The sequence below is a fragment of the Halobacillus shinanisalinarum genome (assembly GCF_022919835.1).
Lineage (GTDB): Bacteria > Bacillota > Bacilli > Bacillales > Halobacillaceae > Halobacillus_A > Halobacillus_A shinanisalinarum.
Genome location: NZ_CP095074.1, coordinates 4,064,974 through 4,083,734, shown reverse-complemented (window position 1 = coordinate 4,083,734; position 18,761 = coordinate 4,064,974). Strand labels below are relative to the sequence as shown.

Here is an 18,761-nt window from a genome sequence, read left to right as displayed (position 1 = left end):
TTCAGTGTATCAAAGACAACATGAGTGTAGTTCAAACTTTCAAAAAAATTCTAAAAAGAGGTGCCGTTAATGAAACTAGCTGTATTTGGCGCGACAGGCAGAGTCGGCAGTCGTGTCGTAAACATGGCCGTCAGGGAAAACATAGAAGTAAACGCTCATGTAAGAGATATAAAGAGAGCTGAACAAATCATCCCAGAAGCCAACCTAATCAAAGGAGATGTTACAAAAAGTAAGGATGTTGAAGCAACTCTACGAGACTGTGAGCTAGTCTTTAGTGCGCTTGGTACAGACAAAACTGATACATTATCCAAGGCGATTCCGATTATGATTCAATTAATGAAAAAGCATCAGGTCGAACGTATAATCACAATTGGAACAGCTGGCATTTTAAACAGCCGATTCGAAGAAAACAAATTCAGATTCGAAACAAATGAATCAAAGCGGCGTCTTACCTTTGCAGCCGAGGAGCATTTATCGGTTTTTAAGACATTATCACAATCTAGTCTTTCTTGGACGATTTTATGCCCCACGTACTTACCTGATGGAGAAGCAGAAGGGCGCGTCCGTTATGAACAAAACTTCTTACCTGAAGGCGGTAAAAAAATAACCGTGGGCGACACGGCTCAGTTTGCTTTTCAGGAAATCAAAACGCCCAGATTCCCCCATTTAAGAGTTGGATTAAGCGATTAAAAAAGAGCCTTTAACGTAGGCTCCTTTTTCGATCGTTTAAGAAGATGGATGTAATCCAAAGAATTCTTCGAGGGTTTCTCCTTGATTGTGTATATTTGTAGATATATCTTTTCCTACATATCTTAAATGCCATGGTTCATAGGAATAACCGGTAATATCAGATTTCCCTTCTAAATAGCGAATAACAAATCCATATTCATGTGCATGATTGGCAAGCCACTCTCCCTCATTGGTTTGACGAAACGACTGTTTCAGCTTAAAGGCCACTTGGGCAGAGGTGACATCCATAGCAAGTCCTGTCTGATGCTCACTTGTGCCAGGTTTTGCAGAGAACTGATTTGCTTCCTCTTCTCCACGCTCAGCAACGTTTTGTTCATAAATACTCTTCTGTCTTTCATAAGAGCGGTAGCCTGAAGCAGCAACCAAATCGATTCCATTCTTTTTAGCTCCTGCAAATAACGCTTCAAGTGCATGTGCCGCCTCTTCCCGCATTTGCTTTTTAGGATGAAACTCATTAAAGTAAAAAGGAACATCCGGCACAACGAGATCAGGTGGTTTGTACCCTTCAGGTAATTTTCTTTGTTTATTAACCACGACTTGAATACTTTTCGGTTCATTTACAATCGTTAATCCATCACTATCTTTCTTTTCCGATTCTTTTTCTTGAGCCGCTGGAAGATTTTCTTCTTGCTCATTCTGTTGCTCAGAATTCTCCGTTTTTTCTTTTTGCTCACCGGACTGTTCTTGTTCAACATCTGGCGTCTCTGTTTCTTGACTGGAGCTGTTTGACGATTGCCCCCATGAACATCCTGTAAGTATGAGACTTAAACCCATACCGATTATGATAGACTTCCATTTCATATTGTCATACCTTCCTAACCCTATAATTTCATTAACACTATAACATTTTTAGGAAGCAAATGTATAAAGGATAGATTATTAAAATGGCCGATTACATTTACAAAAAAAGCGCCACCTATTCAAGTGGCACTTTTCTCATCTATTCCTACGTATAGAACTGATATTGTTCACTCAAGCGATCGAATTCTTCTCGGTCATTGTTATCGATGGCTGAATTAATTTGTTTGTCTAAACGTTCTTTATTAAATTGGAAGCTTAGTTGATCTAGAAGCAGTCTTGAGGCTAATTGAATCCCGAAGGACAGTTCTCTTTTGGCTGTAATTTCACGATTTCTAAAACCAGGGTCGCGACGCAATACGTATATCACCTTTTGCTTTCTCATGAGAATACCCCCTAATTGCTTTTTTTCATTATGCAGGATTTCAAGTGATTTCGCAATAACTTTTCTGAATATTTAGTTATATAATTCCCCTTTTTCAAAAAAATAAACCTCTATTCCGCCTTTTAAAACTTGTTCCGTTTTATGAACAGTTTTTCAACAATATTCCTTTAAAATATGGCTAGACTGTGAATATTAAAATGTTTACTCTAGGCAAAGAAGCTTACCGCTTCCAAGCTATGTGAAGTAGGGTAGTTTTTTTTCTATAGACTTAATGCAATTGACTTTGGTAAGCTAAACCATGCTGTAGGTAAGACTCGAATCGGAGGATCTCATTATGGGAGAATATGAAAATTTAAAACGTGGGCAAAAAGGGGCTTGGGTAAGCATCATTGCTTATTTAATTCTAGCTGCTGCAAAACTGATTATAGCCTCCATAGGACAATCGGAAGCTTTACGAGCGGATGGACTTAACAATACAACAGATGTTATTGCTTCTATAGCGGTTCTAATCGGCTTAAAAATATCACGCAAACCGCCAGATAAAGATCATCACTACGGACATTTCCGGGCTGAAACCATTGCCTCTTTAGTAGCTGCCTTTATCATGATGACAGTAGGTATTGAGGTGATCGTAGGTGCGTTTGGAGATATTATGAACGGACAGCAAAGCGAACCTGCGCTGTTAACCGGCTTGACGGCTATCGTTGCATCTGCAGTCATGTTTGGTGTGTATCGCTACAACCTTTCCCTAGCTAACAGCGTGAAAAGCCAGGCACTTTATGCTGCTGCACAAGATAACCGTTCAGATGCCCTCGTAAGTATTGGAGCTGCTGTAGGTATATTTGGAGCCCAATTAGGGGTTTATTGGCTTGATCCATTAGCTGGATTAGTTGTGGGGTTAATCATTTGTAAAACAGCCTGGGATATTTTCAGAGAGTCTAGTCATACGTTAAGCGATGGCTTTGATGAGCAGGAAATTAAAGACATCCGAAAACATATAGCCAGCCACTCCTCTGTTTGGACCGTTAAAGATGTAAAAGCACGTTTGCAAGGCAATCAAGTTTTGGTGGATGCGACGATCCTTGTAAATCCTGAGTTGACCATACAAGAGGCCCATGAGATTACTGACGAGGTAGAGGTCATTCTTGAAAAGGAAATGCGAATTTATTATGCACATATTCATATTGAACCCTATGAAAAAGAGTAAAGCCTTCCAACGAGGAAGGCTTTAGCTTATGAAAAACGCTGTAGTAACAGATCAATACTTTTCCATCCATAGGCTGTTTCCTCATATGTTCCTTGACCGATTGTTACTTCCTCTGCTTCGACAGGTTCAGCTCCTAATCTGCCATAAAAGTTTCCTGATGGGTTACGCGTCAGCACCCAAACTAATAAGGAGCGATACCCGGCCTCCTTCATGGCATTTGCGAAAGAAGCGACAAGCGTACTTCCATATCCTTTTCGTTGATAAGCATCTAATAAATAGATCGCATAAATCTCACCATCATACCCATAATTCTTTGTACGCTCCTTTCCTCCAGACACAAAACCTACGACTTTTTGTTGTTCATTTTCAATGACATAAGCAATTTGACCATTAACCGGCGTCCGTAAAACGGTTTCCCAAAGAACAATTCGATTCTCAATAGTTATATTACTCATATCCTTTTCATCAATTAAATCCTTATATGTAGACTTCCAGCTTTGAATGTGAATAGTAGCAATATCTTTTGCATCTTCAAATCGAGCCATTCGAACACGGGTCATTTCTCTTCTCTCCTTTTTACTCACTTATATCTATAGTTTAGCAGAAAAAATGGCACCACGCCTGTGGCACCATTTGTTTTCTAGCATCGAAAACTTGAAATACGATCTGTATCAATCCCGAAGTATTCCCAGCTATAGCGGTTCGGTCGCCAGCGGTAGCCTGCTACAGATGTACGTCCAATGAATACTGGGTAAAACCAAAATCTCCGTCCATTATTTAAACGGACCCTAGTAAAGTTATATAAACATCCAAACATGGCACCTGGATCGACAGCTTGAATACTTGGTCCCCCAAACCCTTGAAAATCAGGCGATGGATCCTGGCCTCCACCTGGAGGAGGTCCTGGTGGGAAACCTTGAGGTGAGCCCTGTGGCGGAGGCCCTTGCGGAGGTCCAACCCCAGGGAATCCACCTTGACCGCCTTGACCCGGGCCACTCTGTCCAGGACCCCATGGTAAGCCGAATTGTCTTTGCATAACGCGATCAATTCCTTTCTATAAGTTTCCTTATACGTTATGCATAAACACCCACGGCGTGCTGCCTACAGAGTCATCAAAAAGACAGCTACGATTGCACCAAGAACAACGCCAATAATATTCACATTCAACCAAGCTAATAATATGGCAAATAGGGCGGCTATCACACCAATTTGTGGGGCCTCAGGCTTCACACTTACTATCCCGGGGAAAATCAGTGCCCCTAAAGCAGCATAGGGAATTGCATTTAACCAGCGATCAACCCACTTAGGAAACTTGGCCTGATTAATAATGAACGCCGGAAGAAAACGTGGGATCGCTGTTACAACAGCCATGCCGATGATTATCCATATCATCATAGTTCCTCCTCCTCATCAGCTAATACCCATATACCACTTAGACCACCAATAAGCGTACCGAGAACGATCGCCCAACCTTGATTCATCCCCCACCATTGACATAGGAAATTGATGATCATCGCTAACACTGCAATAATCGCAATACGATAATGTTTTCTAATCGATGGGATTAACAAACCAATAAACATCGCATATAAGGCAATTCCCATACTCTCACTAAGCCTAGACGGCATCACATCGCCTAATACACCTCCGAGATATGAACCTCCTACCCATGAGAAATAAGCGGTTAAAATTAAAGCAGCATAAAACCATGAGCCATGGGTTTCCTTTGCCTCTTTTCGATATAAAGTAGACACGGTGAATGTTTCATCGGTTAAGCCTAAGGAAAGTGGAATTTTAGCTTTAAGTGCTATATTTCTCAATCGGTTCATAAAGGATAGACTCATTACGAAATGACGAAAATTCAGGACAAATGTAGCGATAATAATTTCCACGGCCCCTGTCCCGGCAGCCACCATACTTACAGCCAAAAACTGAGCAGCACCCGCAAATACTAGGACACTCATTAGGGTAAGTTCCATATTAGTCATTCCTGATTGCCCGGCCAATACACCATATGTTAAAGACACGGGCAAATACCCTAACATGATAGGAAAGCCTGCTATGGTGCCGCGTCTGATCATATGTAACCGATTTGAACCTTGTGATGCTCCCGCGATTTGTGACTGCATAGTCCTATCCCCTGTCTGTAAATTTCCACTATTATACACAATTAAGTTATAAGAAGAAAGGGACCTATTTTTTAGATTTGTAATTCTTGACCCGAATTGAGGATTCTTATTAAACCTGTAGTGATTCTGACCAAAGGAGGAAAGATTCTAACTTAAATCATAAGATTCGTTCCAAATATAAAAAGATTCTGTCCAAATTCCCGACGATTCTGACATCACTGAAATAGGATTCTTACCTAATACCTGCTGACTTTCATTTACAGTAAGCAGATTCATGAATATGTTGACATTATCCTTTCTTCTAGCATATAGTATCAATATACTTCACCACTTAAAAGCGTTTAAGTAAAAAACCACACTATATATATCCACTCCACCGAGAGTAGTTTTTAGGAGGAACCATTAATGCTTCATTTACAACCGAAGCACTTGCCTAAGGTGCTAGAATCAATCTTCTTACTCATTGGAATTATTGGCATGATCAGCTATTTTATTATTCATTTACAAAGTGTTCCACATGTACCAATCCTATTAGGCATTATGGTGATGCTTGCATACGGGTTAGTTAAAAAGATGTCCTTTAACCAGCTGCAAAATGGAATGATTCAAGGAGCGCAAACAGGAATGGCCGCTGTTTTGCTATTTTTTCTCATTGGCATCCTTATTTCAAGTTGGATGGCCAGTGGAACCATCCCTGTGCTCATGGATGCATCCTTTCTTATTGCAGGAGGTCCCTGGTTCTATGCGATAACTTTTACGATAACAGCGGTGGTTGGAATTGCTCTAGGCAGCTCGTTTACAACTGCCGCAACAGTAGGTGTAGCGATGATAGGTGTCGCTCAATCTACTGATATTTCCCTGGCCATCACGGCAGGATCTGTCGTATCTGGCGCATTTTTCGGTGATAAGATGTCCCCGTTGTCTGATACAACAAACTTGGCCTCTACTGTCGTAAAAGTAGATTTATTTGATCATATTAAAAATATGTCATGGACGACAATTCCGGCTTTTGTCATAAGCTTTATCCTTTTTGCTATTCTGTCGCCTTCACAAAATATGTCAGGCGGAGAATTATCTACCTTTCAAGATGGATTAATAGCCTCAAATTTGATGCACTGGAGCTCGTGGATTCCGTTGGGTGTTCTTGTTATTTTCACCCTGTTTAAAGTCCCTGCCTTTCTTTCACTCACGGTTACCAGCCTGACAGCAACTGGGATTGCTGGGGTCAGAGGCATCCTTCCATGGGGAAACCTGTGGGGAATATGGTTCAATGGGTACACAGGCGAAACGAGTAACCAGGCGGTAAATGAGCTATTAACAAGAGGCGGTATGAATGGAATGTTATTTACGGTCTCACTCGTGCTCTTAGCATTGGCTTTAGGTGGACTTTTCTTTGTAACAGGAGTGATTCCGGCCATTCTAAACCGTATCCAACACTCCCTACAGTCGGCGCGATCCATTATAGTTTCTACGGCTCTAACTGCCATCGGGGTCAACATCGCAGTAGGGGAACAATATTTATCTATCTTATTAACTGGTGAAGCTTATCAGGATATGTATGAAAAGGCACAGTTAGCTAGAAAAAACTTGTCGAGAACACTTGAGGATGCAGGAACAGTTATCAATCCGCTCGTTCCATGGAGTGTTTGCGGCGTTTTCCTATCAGGGGTTCTGGGTGTACCGGTCATTGAGTATCTTCCATTTGCCTTTTTCTGCTTGCTCTCTCCTATCCTAACGATTTTATTTGGAATCACTGGAAAAACGTTAACCCCCAAATCAGCTGAGAACAAGTCTTCCTTGAAAAATATCAATTAACCAAACAGACCGCATTAGTGGTCTGCTTTTGTTTATGTTAACTGTCTAGTAAAGCCTTGAGGTCTTTAAACCTATATCCAAATAAATTCAACGTTTCACCAGCAAGTTCTATCGTATCTTGATCATATTTTTCAGCACCGAGAGCCTTGTAAAATAAAACTGCCTTGTTTCCTTCAAGCACCCATACAACCATCTGCTCAAATGAATGATCGACACATGTTTGTACAACCGGTTTGAGCAGCTGCTTCCCTAATCCGCTCCTCTGGTAATTAGGTAAAATGTAAATCGCATATAATTCCGCTAGCTTTTCTGCCCCCTCTCCTCTTAACCCTCCGCCATTTGCATATCCCACTGCCTCCCCTTTTTCCGTTTCCGCTATATAGCTGAACATCTTTGGGTCGATTAGCTTCTGTTTCCATTTATTCGTTCGTTCTTGATAGGACATCTGATCCAAAAACGCCTGTGAAACGATTCCCTTATAAGTAGCTCTCCATGTATCCACACTTATTTTAGCAATCGCTGCTGCATCACCATGGTTTGCCTTTCTAATTCTCATACGTAGAAAAGCGTAGAGGGTCGGTTAGACCTGAAACGCATAAGCAGAGCACTGCAGTGAAGTGATTTTTCTTCACGGAAGTGAACTGCTTATGTCGCGAAAGTCTGACCCTCGCAGCTAGACACTATCCCTCCCATTCCAAACCTTGATATGAATAGAACCGCTCAAGTAAAAACAAACTATAAAAAAAGGAGCGGTGTTTATGGATAAAGAACAGCAGCCTTTGATGGACGATGGCTGGCACATGGCCCATGCAGAGGCTGAACAAGTCTTAGATGATTTAGCCTTTTATAGAACATTAATCGCGAATGTTATTTTTATCGGTAAAAAAGATACGGAAAACTGGGTGTTAATCGATTGCGGTGTGAATCATTACTCTAAACGGATAATTGAAGCCGCTGAAAAACGATTTGGAACACATCCTCCTAAAGCGATTATTCTTACTCATGGACATTTTGATCATATTGGATCAGCAAAGGAATTAGCCAAACATTGGAATGTTCCTATTTATGCTCATCCGCTTGAAATGCCCTTTATTACGGGAGAAAAATCGTATCCTGTTGCCAATTCAGCTATAGGTGGGGGTATGTTTTCACTGCTATCACCCTTTTTCCCAAGAGACCCAATCAATTTAAGTAAATGGGTTCAACCGTTACCTAAAGATGGATCTGTTCCCCATTTAAAAGAATGGCGGATTGTCCACACACCTGGGCATACTCCCGGTCATGTATCGCTATTTCGTGACCATGACCGCACATTAGTCGCAGGCGATGCTGTCATTACGGTAAAACAAGAATCGAGCATGGCTGTTTTTATTCAAAGCCAACACATTCATGGGCCTCCAGCCTATTTCACCCACGATTGGCATGCAGCTGAGCAGTCTGCTAAAAAAATTGCCCGCCTGAATCCTAAGACGATTCTCTCTGGGCATGGGCTCCCTATGGAAGGGGAGCTCATGCAGGAACAGCTCACACAGTTAGCCATGAATTTTAAAGACTATGCTATCCCTGTTCACCAAGACAAGCCGCACTAAATTCTTCAACGTTTAAGTTTTAAGTACCGTGTATAACTTTCTCAAGCCTTCAAGCAATCTTGGGCTGGGTCTACAATACAATGATTCCTCAAGCACATGGATTCTATCTTCTTTGATGGCTTTCATGTCTAACCATCCGGGTCTTTTCTTTAAAAGATCCGGATTCATTTTTTCTTCTTTTACCCCGACCCACACCATACAAATTTGATCTGGATCTCTTTCTCTAACATCATCCCAATCAGTCTGGACACTTGCTTCCGGCTCCCCAGCATAGAGATTTACCCCGCCGGCTAACTCGCTTATTTCAGTTAACCAGTTCCCTTTACCAGGTGTAAAAATCGGTTTGGGCCACCACTCCCAATACAGGCTTGGCTTCTCTACTACATTTGCACTTCGCTGGCGATAGGTTTCAATTTCAGTTAAGAACTCGTTCGCCTTCTCTTTGCCTAACTCCGTCAAACCTAAGGCCGCACCCACTTTTTCTATATCTGCAGCAATTTCTTCAAGAGTACCGGGATCTAGAATAATGTAAGGCAGGTTATGCTCATCCAAGCCCTCAATATTCTTCTCCATTCCAGGGACGCTCAACGAGGCAAGAACAAGATCTGGTTTTAATGCTGCTACCTTATCGATATCAATTGATAAATCCGGACCAAGCTTAGGTAACTGGTTCACTTGTTTGGGAAAATCAGAATAATTGTCGACACCAACCAACATTTCTTCTTTCCCTAAATACGCGACAATTTCAGTGTTACTAGGACAAATCGACACAATTCGAATACGACCACTCCTTTTTTCAGAATCCTCTGATGTTTCATTTTATTCCATTATAGCTTATATTTAGGGTAAGAAAAAAGTTAAGAAAGGGATGAAACACGTGGCCGCCACATTATTAGATACAGCAAAAGGAATCGTAGAGTATTCATACGAGGGTAACGGCCCAACCATCCTTCTTTTCAAAGGTGGACATTGTACAAGAGATACTGATTTATCCCATAGCAGTTTAATCTATGAAGGCTATTCGTTATTAACGATCTCACGGCCTGGCTATGATAAAACAGACAGATCTACAGGACCAAGTACTGAGGTATTTGCAGATACTGTTATAGAAGTCTTAAATCATTTAGGGATAAATAAAGTGTCCGTCATTGCCGTTTCGGCAGCTGGTCCAACTGGGATCGCATTAGCCGTTCACCACCCCGAAAGAGTAGAAAAGCTAATTATGGAATCTGCTGTAACAGCACCTTGGGAGGCTGGCTCTAAAAGACAGGCAAAAATGTTGTTTGGTCCTAGTGAGAGGGTCTTTTGGAGGAGTGTTAAAACATTATTAAGAGTTATGCCAGATATGGTCATAAAACAAATGCTTGGGGCACTGACTACAGAAAATGTGGAGAACTTCTATGATCAGCTTTCACCAAACGATCGTAGATTTATATTTGATATGCTGGCTACGGCTCAATCAGGAAAAGGATTTTCACTTGATATCAATCAAGGCATACCTGACATGAGTAAAATTCAAGCACCTGTACTTGGGATGTACTCACATAAGGACAAAAGCGTTCCCTATTCACAAGCCCTTCTGCTTCAATCAACTGTCCCATCGTGTGAAATTTATGATGTGAAGTCAGATAGTCATTTAATTTGGATTGGTCGAAGTGCCCAAAATGTGTGGAACAAACGATTAGAATTTCTCAAACAATGAAAAATAAAGGAGGAGAAAAGTGGATAACATCAAGATAACCCATTTAAAAGATGAGTTTTTAGCCTTCTACAATCAGGCCATTACATCAAAGGCAGATCCTGATGAACGATTTGAATTATGGAGGCAACTGTACGGCTTTTCAGTAACTCAATTAGGAAACCACGATGACCAGTTGACTAGGGACATGCTCGATCATGCCTTTCCACAATACGCCTTTGCCGTTGATCGTATCGAACATTTTGAGCCGAATGCCGAAGAAATCTCAACCATGCTTACGGCCGTTAAGGAAGAATTAAATTATTTCCCACCTGTACACATGTCCATTGTGTTTTTCGTAGGAAATTTCGAATCAGATCCATTTCTTCAGACAGACGAATTGGACCATATCACTCTGTATTACCCAATTGAAAAAGACTTAAGACAACTAGATCTTGCCAAAGAATTAGCACGTGCCGTCTATTGTCTTAAATTAGGGGATTCCTCTCCATTCGCTAAAAGTGTTGCCCACATTACATTACAAGAAGGGATTGCCTTACACACGGCTGAGAAGGTTAATACTTCCTTTGCTCTTTCAGCACCATCCTATTCTTGGATGAATGTCTGCAATCAAGAACCAAATCGAATTATGATAAATTTACTTCCCCATATTAAACGAAATGATTACGAGGCTCTATACTCATTTACAAAAGGACGGGGGGCATCAGGTTTCTTTAATGAAGCCATTTTCGTAGGGTGGGTAACTGTGAAACATTTACTTGATAAAGGAAGAGCACTCAGTGAGCTTGCCGCCATTCCTGAAGAAGAAGTCACTGCGCTTTTAGAACAAACCCTCTATAACGTTCTTGACACTGCCTATTTTGCCAAGCCTTAATCAGCTTAGAAAAAAAGTTTTGAAAGAGACTTTCCTTTTTTGAGACCATCTGTTATAATAAAATTAATTATTGTTGTTCGATATGATTCATAACAGAGAAGATGCGTCATAACGATACGTCTTGATTGAATATGAAGAGCAAGAATAGTAATACAATGTGGATTTAATCCACGCAGGAGGTATTCTTCATGGTTGAAGGTACAGTTAAATGGTTTAATGCAGAAAAAGGTTTCGGTTTTATCGAGGTAGAAGGTCAAGACGACGTATTCGTTCACTTCTCTGCTATTCAAGAAGAAGGTTTCAAATCTCTTGAAGAAGGTCAAGTTGTAAACTTCGAAATTCAAGAAGGTCAGCGCGGACCACAAGCTGCTAACGTTCAAAAAGCGTAAGCTAGCTTTTAAAAAAAGACTCCCTTCTTGGGAGTCTTTTTTATTCTCATCCTTAATTTCAATTAATTTCTATTATGAGTATCATTTGTTTTGCTCATTTGTTATACTTATAGCAGTTATTGTTGTTCGGAAACGATTTATAGAACAGAAGTTGCTTCATAGTAATTTTCGTCTTGATTGTGAAAGAGCAAGAATAGTAATACAATGTGGATAAGAGATCCACGCAGGAGGTATTTTTCATGGTTGAAGGTACAGTTAAATGGTTTAATGCAGAAAAAGGTTTCGGTTTCATCGAAGTAGAAGGTCAAGACGACGTATTCGTTCACTTCTCTGCTATTCAAGAAGAAGGTTTCAAGTCTCTTGAAGAAGGTCAAGTTGTAAACTTCGAAATTCAAGAAGGTCAGCGCGGACCACAAGCTGCTAACGTTCAAAAAGCATAAATAAAAAGCTCCCGAATTGGGAGCTTTTTTTTGTTTCTTACTTTTTGTCCTGATCCGTTAAAATGAACGGTCCTTCTTTAGTAATCGCGATTGTATGCTCATATTGAGCGGAAAGAGAACCATCTAATGTACGTGCTGTCCAGTTATTCTGATCCATCTTATTTTGATACGTACCGATGTTAATCATCGGTTCAATAGTAATAACCATCCCATCTTTTAGGCGAGCACCTTTTCCAGCCTCTCCAAAATGGGGGATGTAAGGGTCCTCATGTATCGTTTCACCAATCCCATGTCCTGTAAAGTCGCGGACGACAGAATAACCTTCTCCTTCAGCATACGATTGAATCGCATGACCTAAATCACCAATACGATTACCAACCTGAGCTTTTTCAATGGCCTTATAAAGTGATGTCTTTGTTACATCAAGCAGCCTCTCCGTCTCTTCACTAATCTTGCCAACTGGGTGGGTCCAAGCAGAGTCAGCTAAAAAGCCATTTAAATTGACAACCATATCAACCGTAACAATGTCTCCTTCTTGAAGCTTTTCCTCTCTAGGAAATCCATGACAAATTTCATCGTTGATGGAGGCACATGTTGTAAATTCATAGCCTTGATATCCTTTTTGCTCACCGGTTGCTCCATGCTTCTCTAAATAGCGCTCAACGAACCTCTCGATCTCCATAGTCGTTATGCCTGGCTTGATAAAGTCGCGAAGCTCCTTGTGTACATTAGCCAACAGCTTACCTGCTTCGTGCATCCGTTCTATTTCACGTTTACTTTTTCTTTTAATCATAGCTCCAAACCCTTTCTCCTATTCTTCTTACATATATGCGTTCACCTTTAAGTATGATAACTGAAAAAAATCACTTCGACTACCATTGCAACTTAATCGACTGTTTTTATAAATTTCGCAGGATTTCCTCCAACAAAGACATTTGCTGGTACATCTTTTGTAACAACAGCTCCAGAGCCAATGACTACATTATTTCCTATCGTTACCCCAGGATTAATGACAGCACTGCCACCAACCCACACATCGTCCCCAATATAAACAGGCTTTCCATATTCGAGTCCGCTTGCCCGTGTCTCTCTGTCCATCGGATGTGTGGCTGTATAGATTTGTACATTAGGCCCCATCATTACTCTATTTCCAATCTTTATCTTGCAAACATCAAGAAATACACAATTAAAATTCGCAAAGAACTGGTCCCCTACATGAATATTGTAACCATAATCACATTGAAAAGCAGGTTCAATGGCCGCCTCGTCACCTGCACTTCCTAGTAAGCTTTGGAGCAACTGATCCCTATTGTGGGCTTCTGTTACCTTTGATTGATTAAATGAATGGAGAATTTGTCTGGCCCGTGTCCGATCAAAGACGAGCTCGTCATCCCAAGATTTATATAGTTTTCCCTCTATCATTTTTTCCTTTTCCGTCATCGACTCACCTTCTTAATATAAAAAGTTCACTCTCCTCTTTACTTTACCATAAATGTTCGCTACCCTTATTAAAATTAGAGGAGGAATCCATATATGATCATTCGTCAATTAGAACGTAAGGACGCCGACAGTTATCGCGAATTACGTTTAGAAGCCCTTTTAACAAATCCTGATGCCTTTATTACCACCTATGAACAAGAAAAGCAGCGTCCCAACCCAGTTGAATCTACAGCAAGTCGGTTAGAATCAGATCTTTCGCATACATTTGGAGTTTTCTCAGAAGAAAAGCTTGTCGGAAATGTAACTTTAATGAAGGAGACCCATCCTAAGTTTGCACATAAAGCTTCCATATTAGCTATGTATGTTAGTCCAGATTTCAGGGGAAAAGGAGCGGGTGAGGCACTCTTGAAAGAAACTAAACGTTATGCAGCAGAAATTGAACTAGAAATCCTTCAACTTAGTGTAGTTACCGATAATACAGCAGCTAGAAAATTATATGAGAAAGCTGGTTTTCACGAATATGGCGTGGAACATAAAGCAATTAAGCTTCCTAATCGCTATTTAGACGAGCTCCATATGGTCCATTTCATTAAAAACTGAAACGTATTGTTGCTTCATTCGTACTGTATATAGATGGAAATGAGAGGAGCTATTAATATGATTAGCATCGAACAAGTCACTAAACAATTCCCTGGAAATACGGCTGTAAGAAACCTTTCTCTTACGATTCCAGATGGTAAGATATTCGGGTTTCTCGGTCCTAATGGAGCCGGAAAATCCACCACCATTAAAATGATGACAGGCATCCTCCCTGTTGAATCAGGCAGTATTACTATTAATGGATCTGACATTACAAAGGAACCGATGAAAGCAAAAGAAAGAATCGGTTATGTGCCGGACCGCTCAGATATATTTCTGCGCTTAAAAGGTGTTGAATACTTAAACTTCATTGCTGATATGTACGGTGTACCGGCGGATATCCGACGAGAGAAGATTGAATACCTCACAAAAAGCTTCAGTATTTATGGGGCGTTAAATGATCACATCCTTACCTACTCTCATGGGATGCGGCAAAAAATTGTCGTATGTGGTGTCTTGCTTCATGATCCAGATGTATGGATTCTAGATGAGCCGCTTTCCGGCCTTGATCCAAAGTCTTCTTACACATTAAAGGAAATGATGCGTGAGCACGCAAGTAAAGGTAAAACCGTGTTTTTCTCCACTCACGTCCTTGAAGTCGTTGAGCAATTGTGTGATGAGGTAGCCATCATTAATAATGGTCAGCTTGAATTTTTAGGGAGCATGGCTGAAATGAAACACCAATTCGAAGAGGATGATAATTTAGAGAAAGTCTTTTTGGAGCTGACGCAAAATGGCTAAGACATTAAAACTAATTAAAGTCATGGTCAAAATGCAGCTCTCGCTTGCAGGCAAAAGCACCAATGAGAAAATAGGATATATTTTTTTAGCAATTGTAGCGATTCCTTTTGCCCTCTTCGTTTTATATATGTTAGACGGCATCATTGGTTCGATGTACGACGTCTTAACAACTACTGGAAATGAAAACATTATTCTTGGGCTGCTTTTTGTTATCATCACGATTCTCTTTATTTTTATCAGTGTAGGAACCATACTAAGCTCATTCTATTTCGCAGAAGATGTAGAATCCTTTGTCGCGCTGCCTCTTCAGCCTTATCAAATAATGCTTGGAAAAGCTGCTGTCCCCTTCCTAACGTTGTACCTTACAAATTTACTTTTATTAGCCCCTGCCCTCATTCTTTACGGCATACATAGCGGGGCCGGCATTGTTTATTACATCTTCGGATTTATTTTATGGCTGCTTACTCCAGTCATTCCGTTTGTTCTTACGGCAGTTGTTGTTATGTTTGTGATGCGTTTTTTAAACCTATCCAAAAATAAAGATCGTATGAAAATCTTCGCAGGGTTGCTTACGTTTATTTTTGCGATTGGAATTAATGTTATCATTCGGCTTAATTCCTCGGGCTCAAACGCTGGGGAGAATCTAGCCCAGCTCGTAGCTGAACAAAACGGTTTATTACAAATGGTCACTAAATTCGTTCCAACCGCCTATTTTAGTTCAATCAGTCTAACAGCTCCTACATCCCTTGCAGGAATTGGTTATTTTCTCTTAACGTGTGTACTTTGCCTCTTTGCCCTCCTATTCATGGCGACCACAGGACAAAAGCTATACTTCAAAGGGGTACTTGGATTATCAGGCGGAGCTAAGAAAAGCATCAATCATACAAAAATGATGGAAAAAGTGAAAAAGAAGAATGTGATTTATTCTAGCTGGGTACGCGAGATGAAAATTATGCTGCGGACTCCTGCATTTTTCACGCAAATCATCGTGCAGTCCCTTTTGCTCCCTGTCCTATTCATTGTGATCATCGTAATGGATACAAGCGGTACAATGGGAAATATCGGTACGATGCTTGAATCGTTTCAAGGAAAAACAATAATATTAAGTATGGTTGGATTCACCATTTTCACCTTAGGTATTAACCCTGCATCCATATCATCTGTTTCACGCGATGGGAAGAGCTGGTTCAATCATCTTTATATGCCGATAAAAGCTGAGACCGTTATGTTCAGCAAGCTCCTGGCTTCTTTTTTCATTAATCTATTAAGCCTTGCTGTTATTGCGACTATAGCGTTTTTTATAAAAATCCCATTGATGATTGGTGTTATTTGGATTTTCCTTTCATTGCTAATCAACTGGTTTACTAGTGTTGTAGGTACTGTGCTTGATCTATATTCCCCTCATTTAAATTGGACCGATGAACGGGAAATTTTTAAAGGAAGGCTCATCGGCATCCTAGCTTTAATTATAGAAGTGGCTGTTTTTGGAACAATCATTCTCTTACTCTGGAACATCGATGCCATTCAAGGGGTATGGGTGACTTCCATTATTCTCTTTGTAACTCTGCTTGTACTGACCTTAATCAGTAATCAGATCTTGAAGAAAATGATTAAGAAATATTTCTACATGCTTTCTTCATAATCGTTTAAGGGCTCTCCTATGAGGGCTCTTTTTTTACATATCCTCATAAATTCCTGCATATGGGACTAGTCAATTTATAAATACCATGATATAATTTGCTTCGTTCTTATCGGTTCAAGGCACGAATGTGATCGTGTCAATTTTTTATGGAAAGAGGTGTAGTATTGAACACGGCTACAATTAAACAACAATGGTTTGGAAACGTAAAAAACGATGTGCTCTCAGGCATGGTTGTCGCTATGGCGCTTATCCCTGAGGCAATCGCTTTCTCTATCATAGCTGGAGTCGACCCCATGGTAGGTTTGTACGCTTCCTTCTGTATCGCTGTCGTTATTGCTTTTATGGGTGGACGCCCGGGGATGATTTCGGCTGCAACTGGAGCAATGGCTCTGCTTATGGTCACATTAGTAAAGGACCATGGACTTGAGTATTTGCTTGCAGCAACGATCTTAACTGGAATCTTGCAATTTCTATTAGGAGTATTGCGAGTCGGTCAGCTTATGAAGTTTATCCCGCGGTCCGTGATGGTAGGCTTTGTTAATGCACTTGCCATCTTAATTTTTACTGCCCAACTGCCGCACTTTGAAGGTGCCAACTGGGTGATGTATGCGATGGTTGCCGGTTCCCTTGCGATCATTTATATTCTTCCGAGGTTTACTAAAGCTGTACCCGCACCGCTAATCGCAATTATCTTAATGACGGTCATCACTGCTACTAGTGGTTTATCGTTAAAAACTGTAGGGGATATGGGTGAACTTTCAAGTACTCTTCCTATCTTCTTAGTACCTGAAATTCCGCTTACGTTTGAGACATTACAAATTATTTTTCCGATTTCCCTTGCTTTAGCATTTGTGGGTTTGCTTGAGTCTTTACTGACATCACAAATTGTTGATGATATGACAGATACTGTGAGTGATAAGAACAAAGAAGCTCGCGGCCAGGGAATTGCTAATATTACGTCAGGATTTTTCGGAGGAATGGCGGGATGTGCCATGATAGGACAATCCGTTATCAACGTTTCCTCAGGAGGGCGCGGTCGTTTATCCACTTTAGTCGCAGGGGTATTTCTCATCCTGCTGATTATTTCATTTAACGATATCCTCGTTCAAATTCCGATGGCTGTGCTCGTTGGTGTGATGTTTATGGTTTCGATCGGAACATTTGACTGGAGTTCTTTAACGAAATTTCATAAAAATCCGATCTCAGATTCTGTCGTTATGGTCGTTACCGTCGTATCCGTTGTATTAACGCACAACCTATCTATTGGTGTCTTAGCTGGTGTGATTTTAAGTGCCATCTTCTTTGTTGCAAAAATTTCTAAAGTGCATGTTGAGGAGAAACTAGAAGCTGAGACAAAGACTTATTTCGTAAGCGGGCAAGTTTTCTTCGCTTCCATTGAGAGCTTAATGACACAAATAGATCTTAATGTAGAGGCAAAAGAAGTACACATTGACTTCACTCATGCCCATGTTTGGGATGATTCGGGCGTAGCCGCGATTGATAAACTCGTGACAAAACTTGAGGAAAATGATAAATTGGTCAAAATTGGTGGGCTTAATCCAGCTAGTTCCCAGCTTGTCAACCGATTAGCTGCCTACCAAAATAAAGCGAACGCTTCATAGACTAAGATTACCGTAAGCATCTTTAAAGACACACATTATAGTCTTTTCTTATCAAGCCAGTTGAACGTAAAAATGCTGCCTCGCAAGGTCGTGAAATGGACGACCTTTATTGAGGCAGCTTTTTTTAGAAGTCATCGTTTCACTTGAGATCACGGCCATTTACTACAAAATTGCGGGCAAATACGAACGAATCACCTGACCTGCACTTTTTTATACTCTGCCATCCATATTTCAGGTGAACCTTTTACCTTAAAGGAATACACCCCTCTTATGGTATGCAAATAAAAAAAGCCATACGTCCCTGACAGCGGACGATAGGACACATCATGAACATCTTCAATCAAAAATTGGGCTGATGGGGTTATAACTTGGTCGTTGTACAATTCTATATGGGACTCTTCTTCAACATAATGCTGCTGATTATCTTTAATAACTCGCTTCGTTGTAAACACAGGATGGGAACAAATCAAATGGTCGCCTCCTAGCCTAACTTATATTCCCCACTGAAGTGCGATCAAACCCGAAATACTTTTTTTCTTAACACGATTGTATTAGGATAATATAGGTGATTTTACGAATGATAGCAATAATGGAGGAAAAAA

The 18,761-nt window shown here is 40.6% G+C and carries 23 protein-coding genes; 12 read left to right on the top strand and 11 right to left on the bottom strand.

Features of this window, described 5'->3' with window-relative positions; translation table 11 throughout:
* Positions 1 to 69: 69 nt before the first annotated feature.
* Positions 70 to 690, top strand: coding sequence for an NAD(P)-dependent oxidoreductase (locus MUO14_RS20230; protein ID WP_244752327.1), 621 nt, complete (start codon positions 70 to 72; stop codon positions 688 to 690).
* A 36-nt stretch (positions 691 to 726) separates the two neighbouring features.
* Here the strand turns inward: MUO14_RS20230 and MUO14_RS20225 are convergent, their stop codons facing one another.
* Both MUO14_RS20225 and MUO14_RS20220 read right to left on the bottom strand, forming a co-directional pair.
* Positions 727 to 1,551 carry a M15 family metallopeptidase gene (locus tag MUO14_RS20225; protein ID WP_244752326.1) on the bottom strand — a complete coding sequence of 275 codons (825 nt, stop codon included), beginning with the start codon at positions 1,549 to 1,551 and terminating at the stop codon, positions 727 to 729.
* 145 nt (positions 1,552 to 1,696) lie between these two features.
* Positions 1,697 to 1,933, bottom strand: coding sequence for an IDEAL domain-containing protein (locus tag MUO14_RS20220; RefSeq protein WP_244752325.1), 237 nt, complete (start codon positions 1,931 to 1,933; stop codon positions 1,697 to 1,699).
* Between the two features lie 334 nt (positions 1,934 to 2,267).
* On the opposite strand from MUO14_RS20220, the gene MUO14_RS20215 reads away from it, so the two are divergent.
* Complete coding sequence (locus MUO14_RS20215) at positions 2,268 to 3,140, top strand: cation diffusion facilitator family transporter (protein WP_244752324.1); 873 nt, start codon at positions 2,268 to 2,270, stop codon at positions 3,138 to 3,140.
* A 26-nt stretch (positions 3,141 to 3,166) separates the two neighbouring features.
* On the opposite strand, the gene MUO14_RS20210 is transcribed toward MUO14_RS20215, so the two are convergent.
* The 4 genes from MUO14_RS20210 to MUO14_RS20195 all read right to left on the bottom strand — a co-directional run bounded on the left by MUO14_RS20210 (position 3,167) and on the right by MUO14_RS20195 (position 5,269).
* On the bottom strand, positions 3,167 to 3,700 hold the full coding sequence (locus MUO14_RS20210) for a GNAT family N-acetyltransferase (protein ID WP_244752323.1): 534 nt from the start codon (positions 3,698 to 3,700) through the stop codon (positions 3,167 to 3,169).
* Between the two features lie 80 nt (positions 3,701 to 3,780).
* Positions 3,781 to 4,176, bottom strand: coding sequence for a hypothetical protein (locus MUO14_RS20205; RefSeq protein WP_244752322.1), 396 nt, complete (start codon positions 4,174 to 4,176; stop codon positions 3,781 to 3,783).
* 65 nt (positions 4,177 to 4,241) lie between these two features.
* A complete protein-coding gene (locus MUO14_RS20200; protein WP_244752321.1) occupies positions 4,242 to 4,535 on the bottom strand; it encodes an AzlD domain-containing protein in 294 nt (97 codons plus the stop codon).
* Entirely contained in the window at positions 4,532 to 5,269 is a 738-nt protein-coding gene (locus tag MUO14_RS20195; protein WP_244752320.1) for an AzlC family ABC transporter permease, read from the bottom strand. Before MUO14_RS20195 ends, MUO14_RS20200 begins: the two co-directional genes overlap by 4 nt.
* A 405-nt stretch (positions 5,270 to 5,674) precedes the next feature.
* Between MUO14_RS20195 and nhaC the strand changes: the two genes are divergently transcribed.
* The gene (gene nhaC / locus MUO14_RS20190; RefSeq protein ID WP_244752319.1) at positions 5,675 to 7,084 is read left to right on the top strand and encodes a Na+/H+ antiporter NhaC; all 1,410 of its coding nucleotides are present in this window, start codon (positions 5,675 to 5,677) and stop codon (positions 7,082 to 7,084) included.
* 37 nt (positions 7,085 to 7,121) lie between these two features.
* Here nhaC and MUO14_RS20185 read toward each other — a convergent pair whose 3' ends face one another.
* A complete protein-coding gene (locus MUO14_RS20185; protein ID WP_244752318.1) occupies positions 7,122 to 7,640 on the bottom strand; it encodes a GNAT family N-acetyltransferase in 519 nt (172 codons plus the stop codon).
* 202 nt (positions 7,641 to 7,842) lie between these two features.
* On the opposite strand from MUO14_RS20185, the gene MUO14_RS20180 reads away from it, so the two are divergent.
* A complete protein-coding gene (locus MUO14_RS20180; protein ID WP_244752317.1) occupies positions 7,843 to 8,673 on the top strand; it encodes an MBL fold metallo-hydrolase in 831 nt (276 codons plus the stop codon).
* Between the two features lie 12 nt (positions 8,674 to 8,685).
* Here MUO14_RS20180 and MUO14_RS20175 read toward each other — a convergent pair whose 3' ends face one another.
* The gene (locus MUO14_RS20175) at positions 8,686 to 9,453 is read right to left on the bottom strand and encodes a cobalamin-binding protein (protein ID WP_244755705.1); all 768 of its coding nucleotides are present in this window, start codon (positions 9,451 to 9,453) and stop codon (positions 8,686 to 8,688) included.
* 88 nt (positions 9,454 to 9,541) lie between these two features.
* On the opposite strand from MUO14_RS20175, the gene MUO14_RS20170 reads away from it, so the two are divergent.
* From MUO14_RS20170 to MUO14_RS20155, 4 genes are all read left to right on the top strand, one after another.
* On the top strand, positions 9,542 to 10,375 hold the full coding sequence (locus MUO14_RS20170) for an alpha/beta fold hydrolase (protein WP_244752316.1): 834 nt from the start codon (positions 9,542 to 9,544) through the stop codon (positions 10,373 to 10,375).
* 19 nt (positions 10,376 to 10,394) lie between these two features.
* Positions 10,395 to 11,246, top strand: a complete 852-nt coding sequence (locus MUO14_RS20165) for a hypothetical protein (RefSeq protein WP_244752315.1) — start codon at positions 10,395 to 10,397, stop codon at positions 11,244 to 11,246.
* A 188-nt stretch (positions 11,247 to 11,434) separates the two neighbouring features.
* Entirely contained in the window at positions 11,435 to 11,635 is a 201-nt protein-coding gene (locus tag MUO14_RS20160) for a cold-shock protein (RefSeq protein WP_079529279.1), read from the top strand.
* A gap of 239 nt (positions 11,636 to 11,874) precedes the next feature.
* Positions 11,875 to 12,075, top strand: coding sequence for a cold-shock protein (locus tag MUO14_RS20155; RefSeq protein WP_079529279.1), 201 nt, complete (start codon positions 11,875 to 11,877; stop codon positions 12,073 to 12,075).
* A gap of 37 nt (positions 12,076 to 12,112) precedes the next feature.
* Here the strand turns inward: MUO14_RS20155 and map are convergent, their stop codons facing one another.
* A complete protein-coding gene (gene map, locus MUO14_RS20150) occupies positions 12,113 to 12,868 on the bottom strand; it encodes a type I methionyl aminopeptidase (RefSeq protein ID WP_244752314.1) in 756 nt (251 codons plus the stop codon).
* Between the two features lie 92 nt (positions 12,869 to 12,960).
* On the bottom strand, positions 12,961 to 13,515 hold the full coding sequence (locus tag MUO14_RS20145) for a sugar O-acetyltransferase (protein ID WP_244752313.1): 555 nt from the start codon (positions 13,513 to 13,515) through the stop codon (positions 12,961 to 12,963).
* 93 nt (positions 13,516 to 13,608) lie between these two features.
* On the opposite strand from MUO14_RS20145, the gene MUO14_RS20140 reads away from it, so the two are divergent.
* The 4 genes from MUO14_RS20140 (at position 13,609) to MUO14_RS20125 (ending at position 18,159) form a co-directional block, all read left to right on the top strand.
* Positions 13,609 to 14,115 carry a GNAT family N-acetyltransferase gene (locus tag MUO14_RS20140; RefSeq protein WP_244752312.1) on the top strand — a complete coding sequence of 169 codons (507 nt, stop codon included), beginning with the start codon at positions 13,609 to 13,611 and terminating at the stop codon, positions 14,113 to 14,115.
* Positions 14,116 to 14,172: 57 nt separating this feature from the next.
* Positions 14,173 to 14,895, top strand: coding sequence for an ABC transporter ATP-binding protein (locus MUO14_RS20135; RefSeq protein WP_244752311.1), 723 nt, complete (start codon positions 14,173 to 14,175; stop codon positions 14,893 to 14,895).
* Positions 14,888 to 16,537, top strand: coding sequence for a putative ABC transporter permease subunit (locus MUO14_RS20130; protein ID WP_244752310.1), 1,650 nt, complete (start codon positions 14,888 to 14,890; stop codon positions 16,535 to 16,537). Before MUO14_RS20135 ends, MUO14_RS20130 begins: the two co-directional genes overlap by 8 nt.
* A 164-nt stretch (positions 16,538 to 16,701) precedes the next feature.
* Positions 16,702 to 18,159 (top strand): SulP family inorganic anion transporter, encoded by a 1,458-nt coding sequence (locus MUO14_RS20125; protein WP_244752309.1) that lies wholly within the window; start codon positions 16,702 to 16,704, stop codon positions 18,157 to 18,159.
* Between the two features lie 191 nt (positions 18,160 to 18,350).
* Here MUO14_RS20125 and MUO14_RS20120 read toward each other — a convergent pair whose 3' ends face one another.
* Positions 18,351 to 18,629, bottom strand: a complete 279-nt coding sequence (locus MUO14_RS20120) for a hypothetical protein (RefSeq protein ID WP_244752308.1) — start codon at positions 18,627 to 18,629, stop codon at positions 18,351 to 18,353.
* Positions 18,630 to 18,761: the final 132 nt, after the last annotated feature.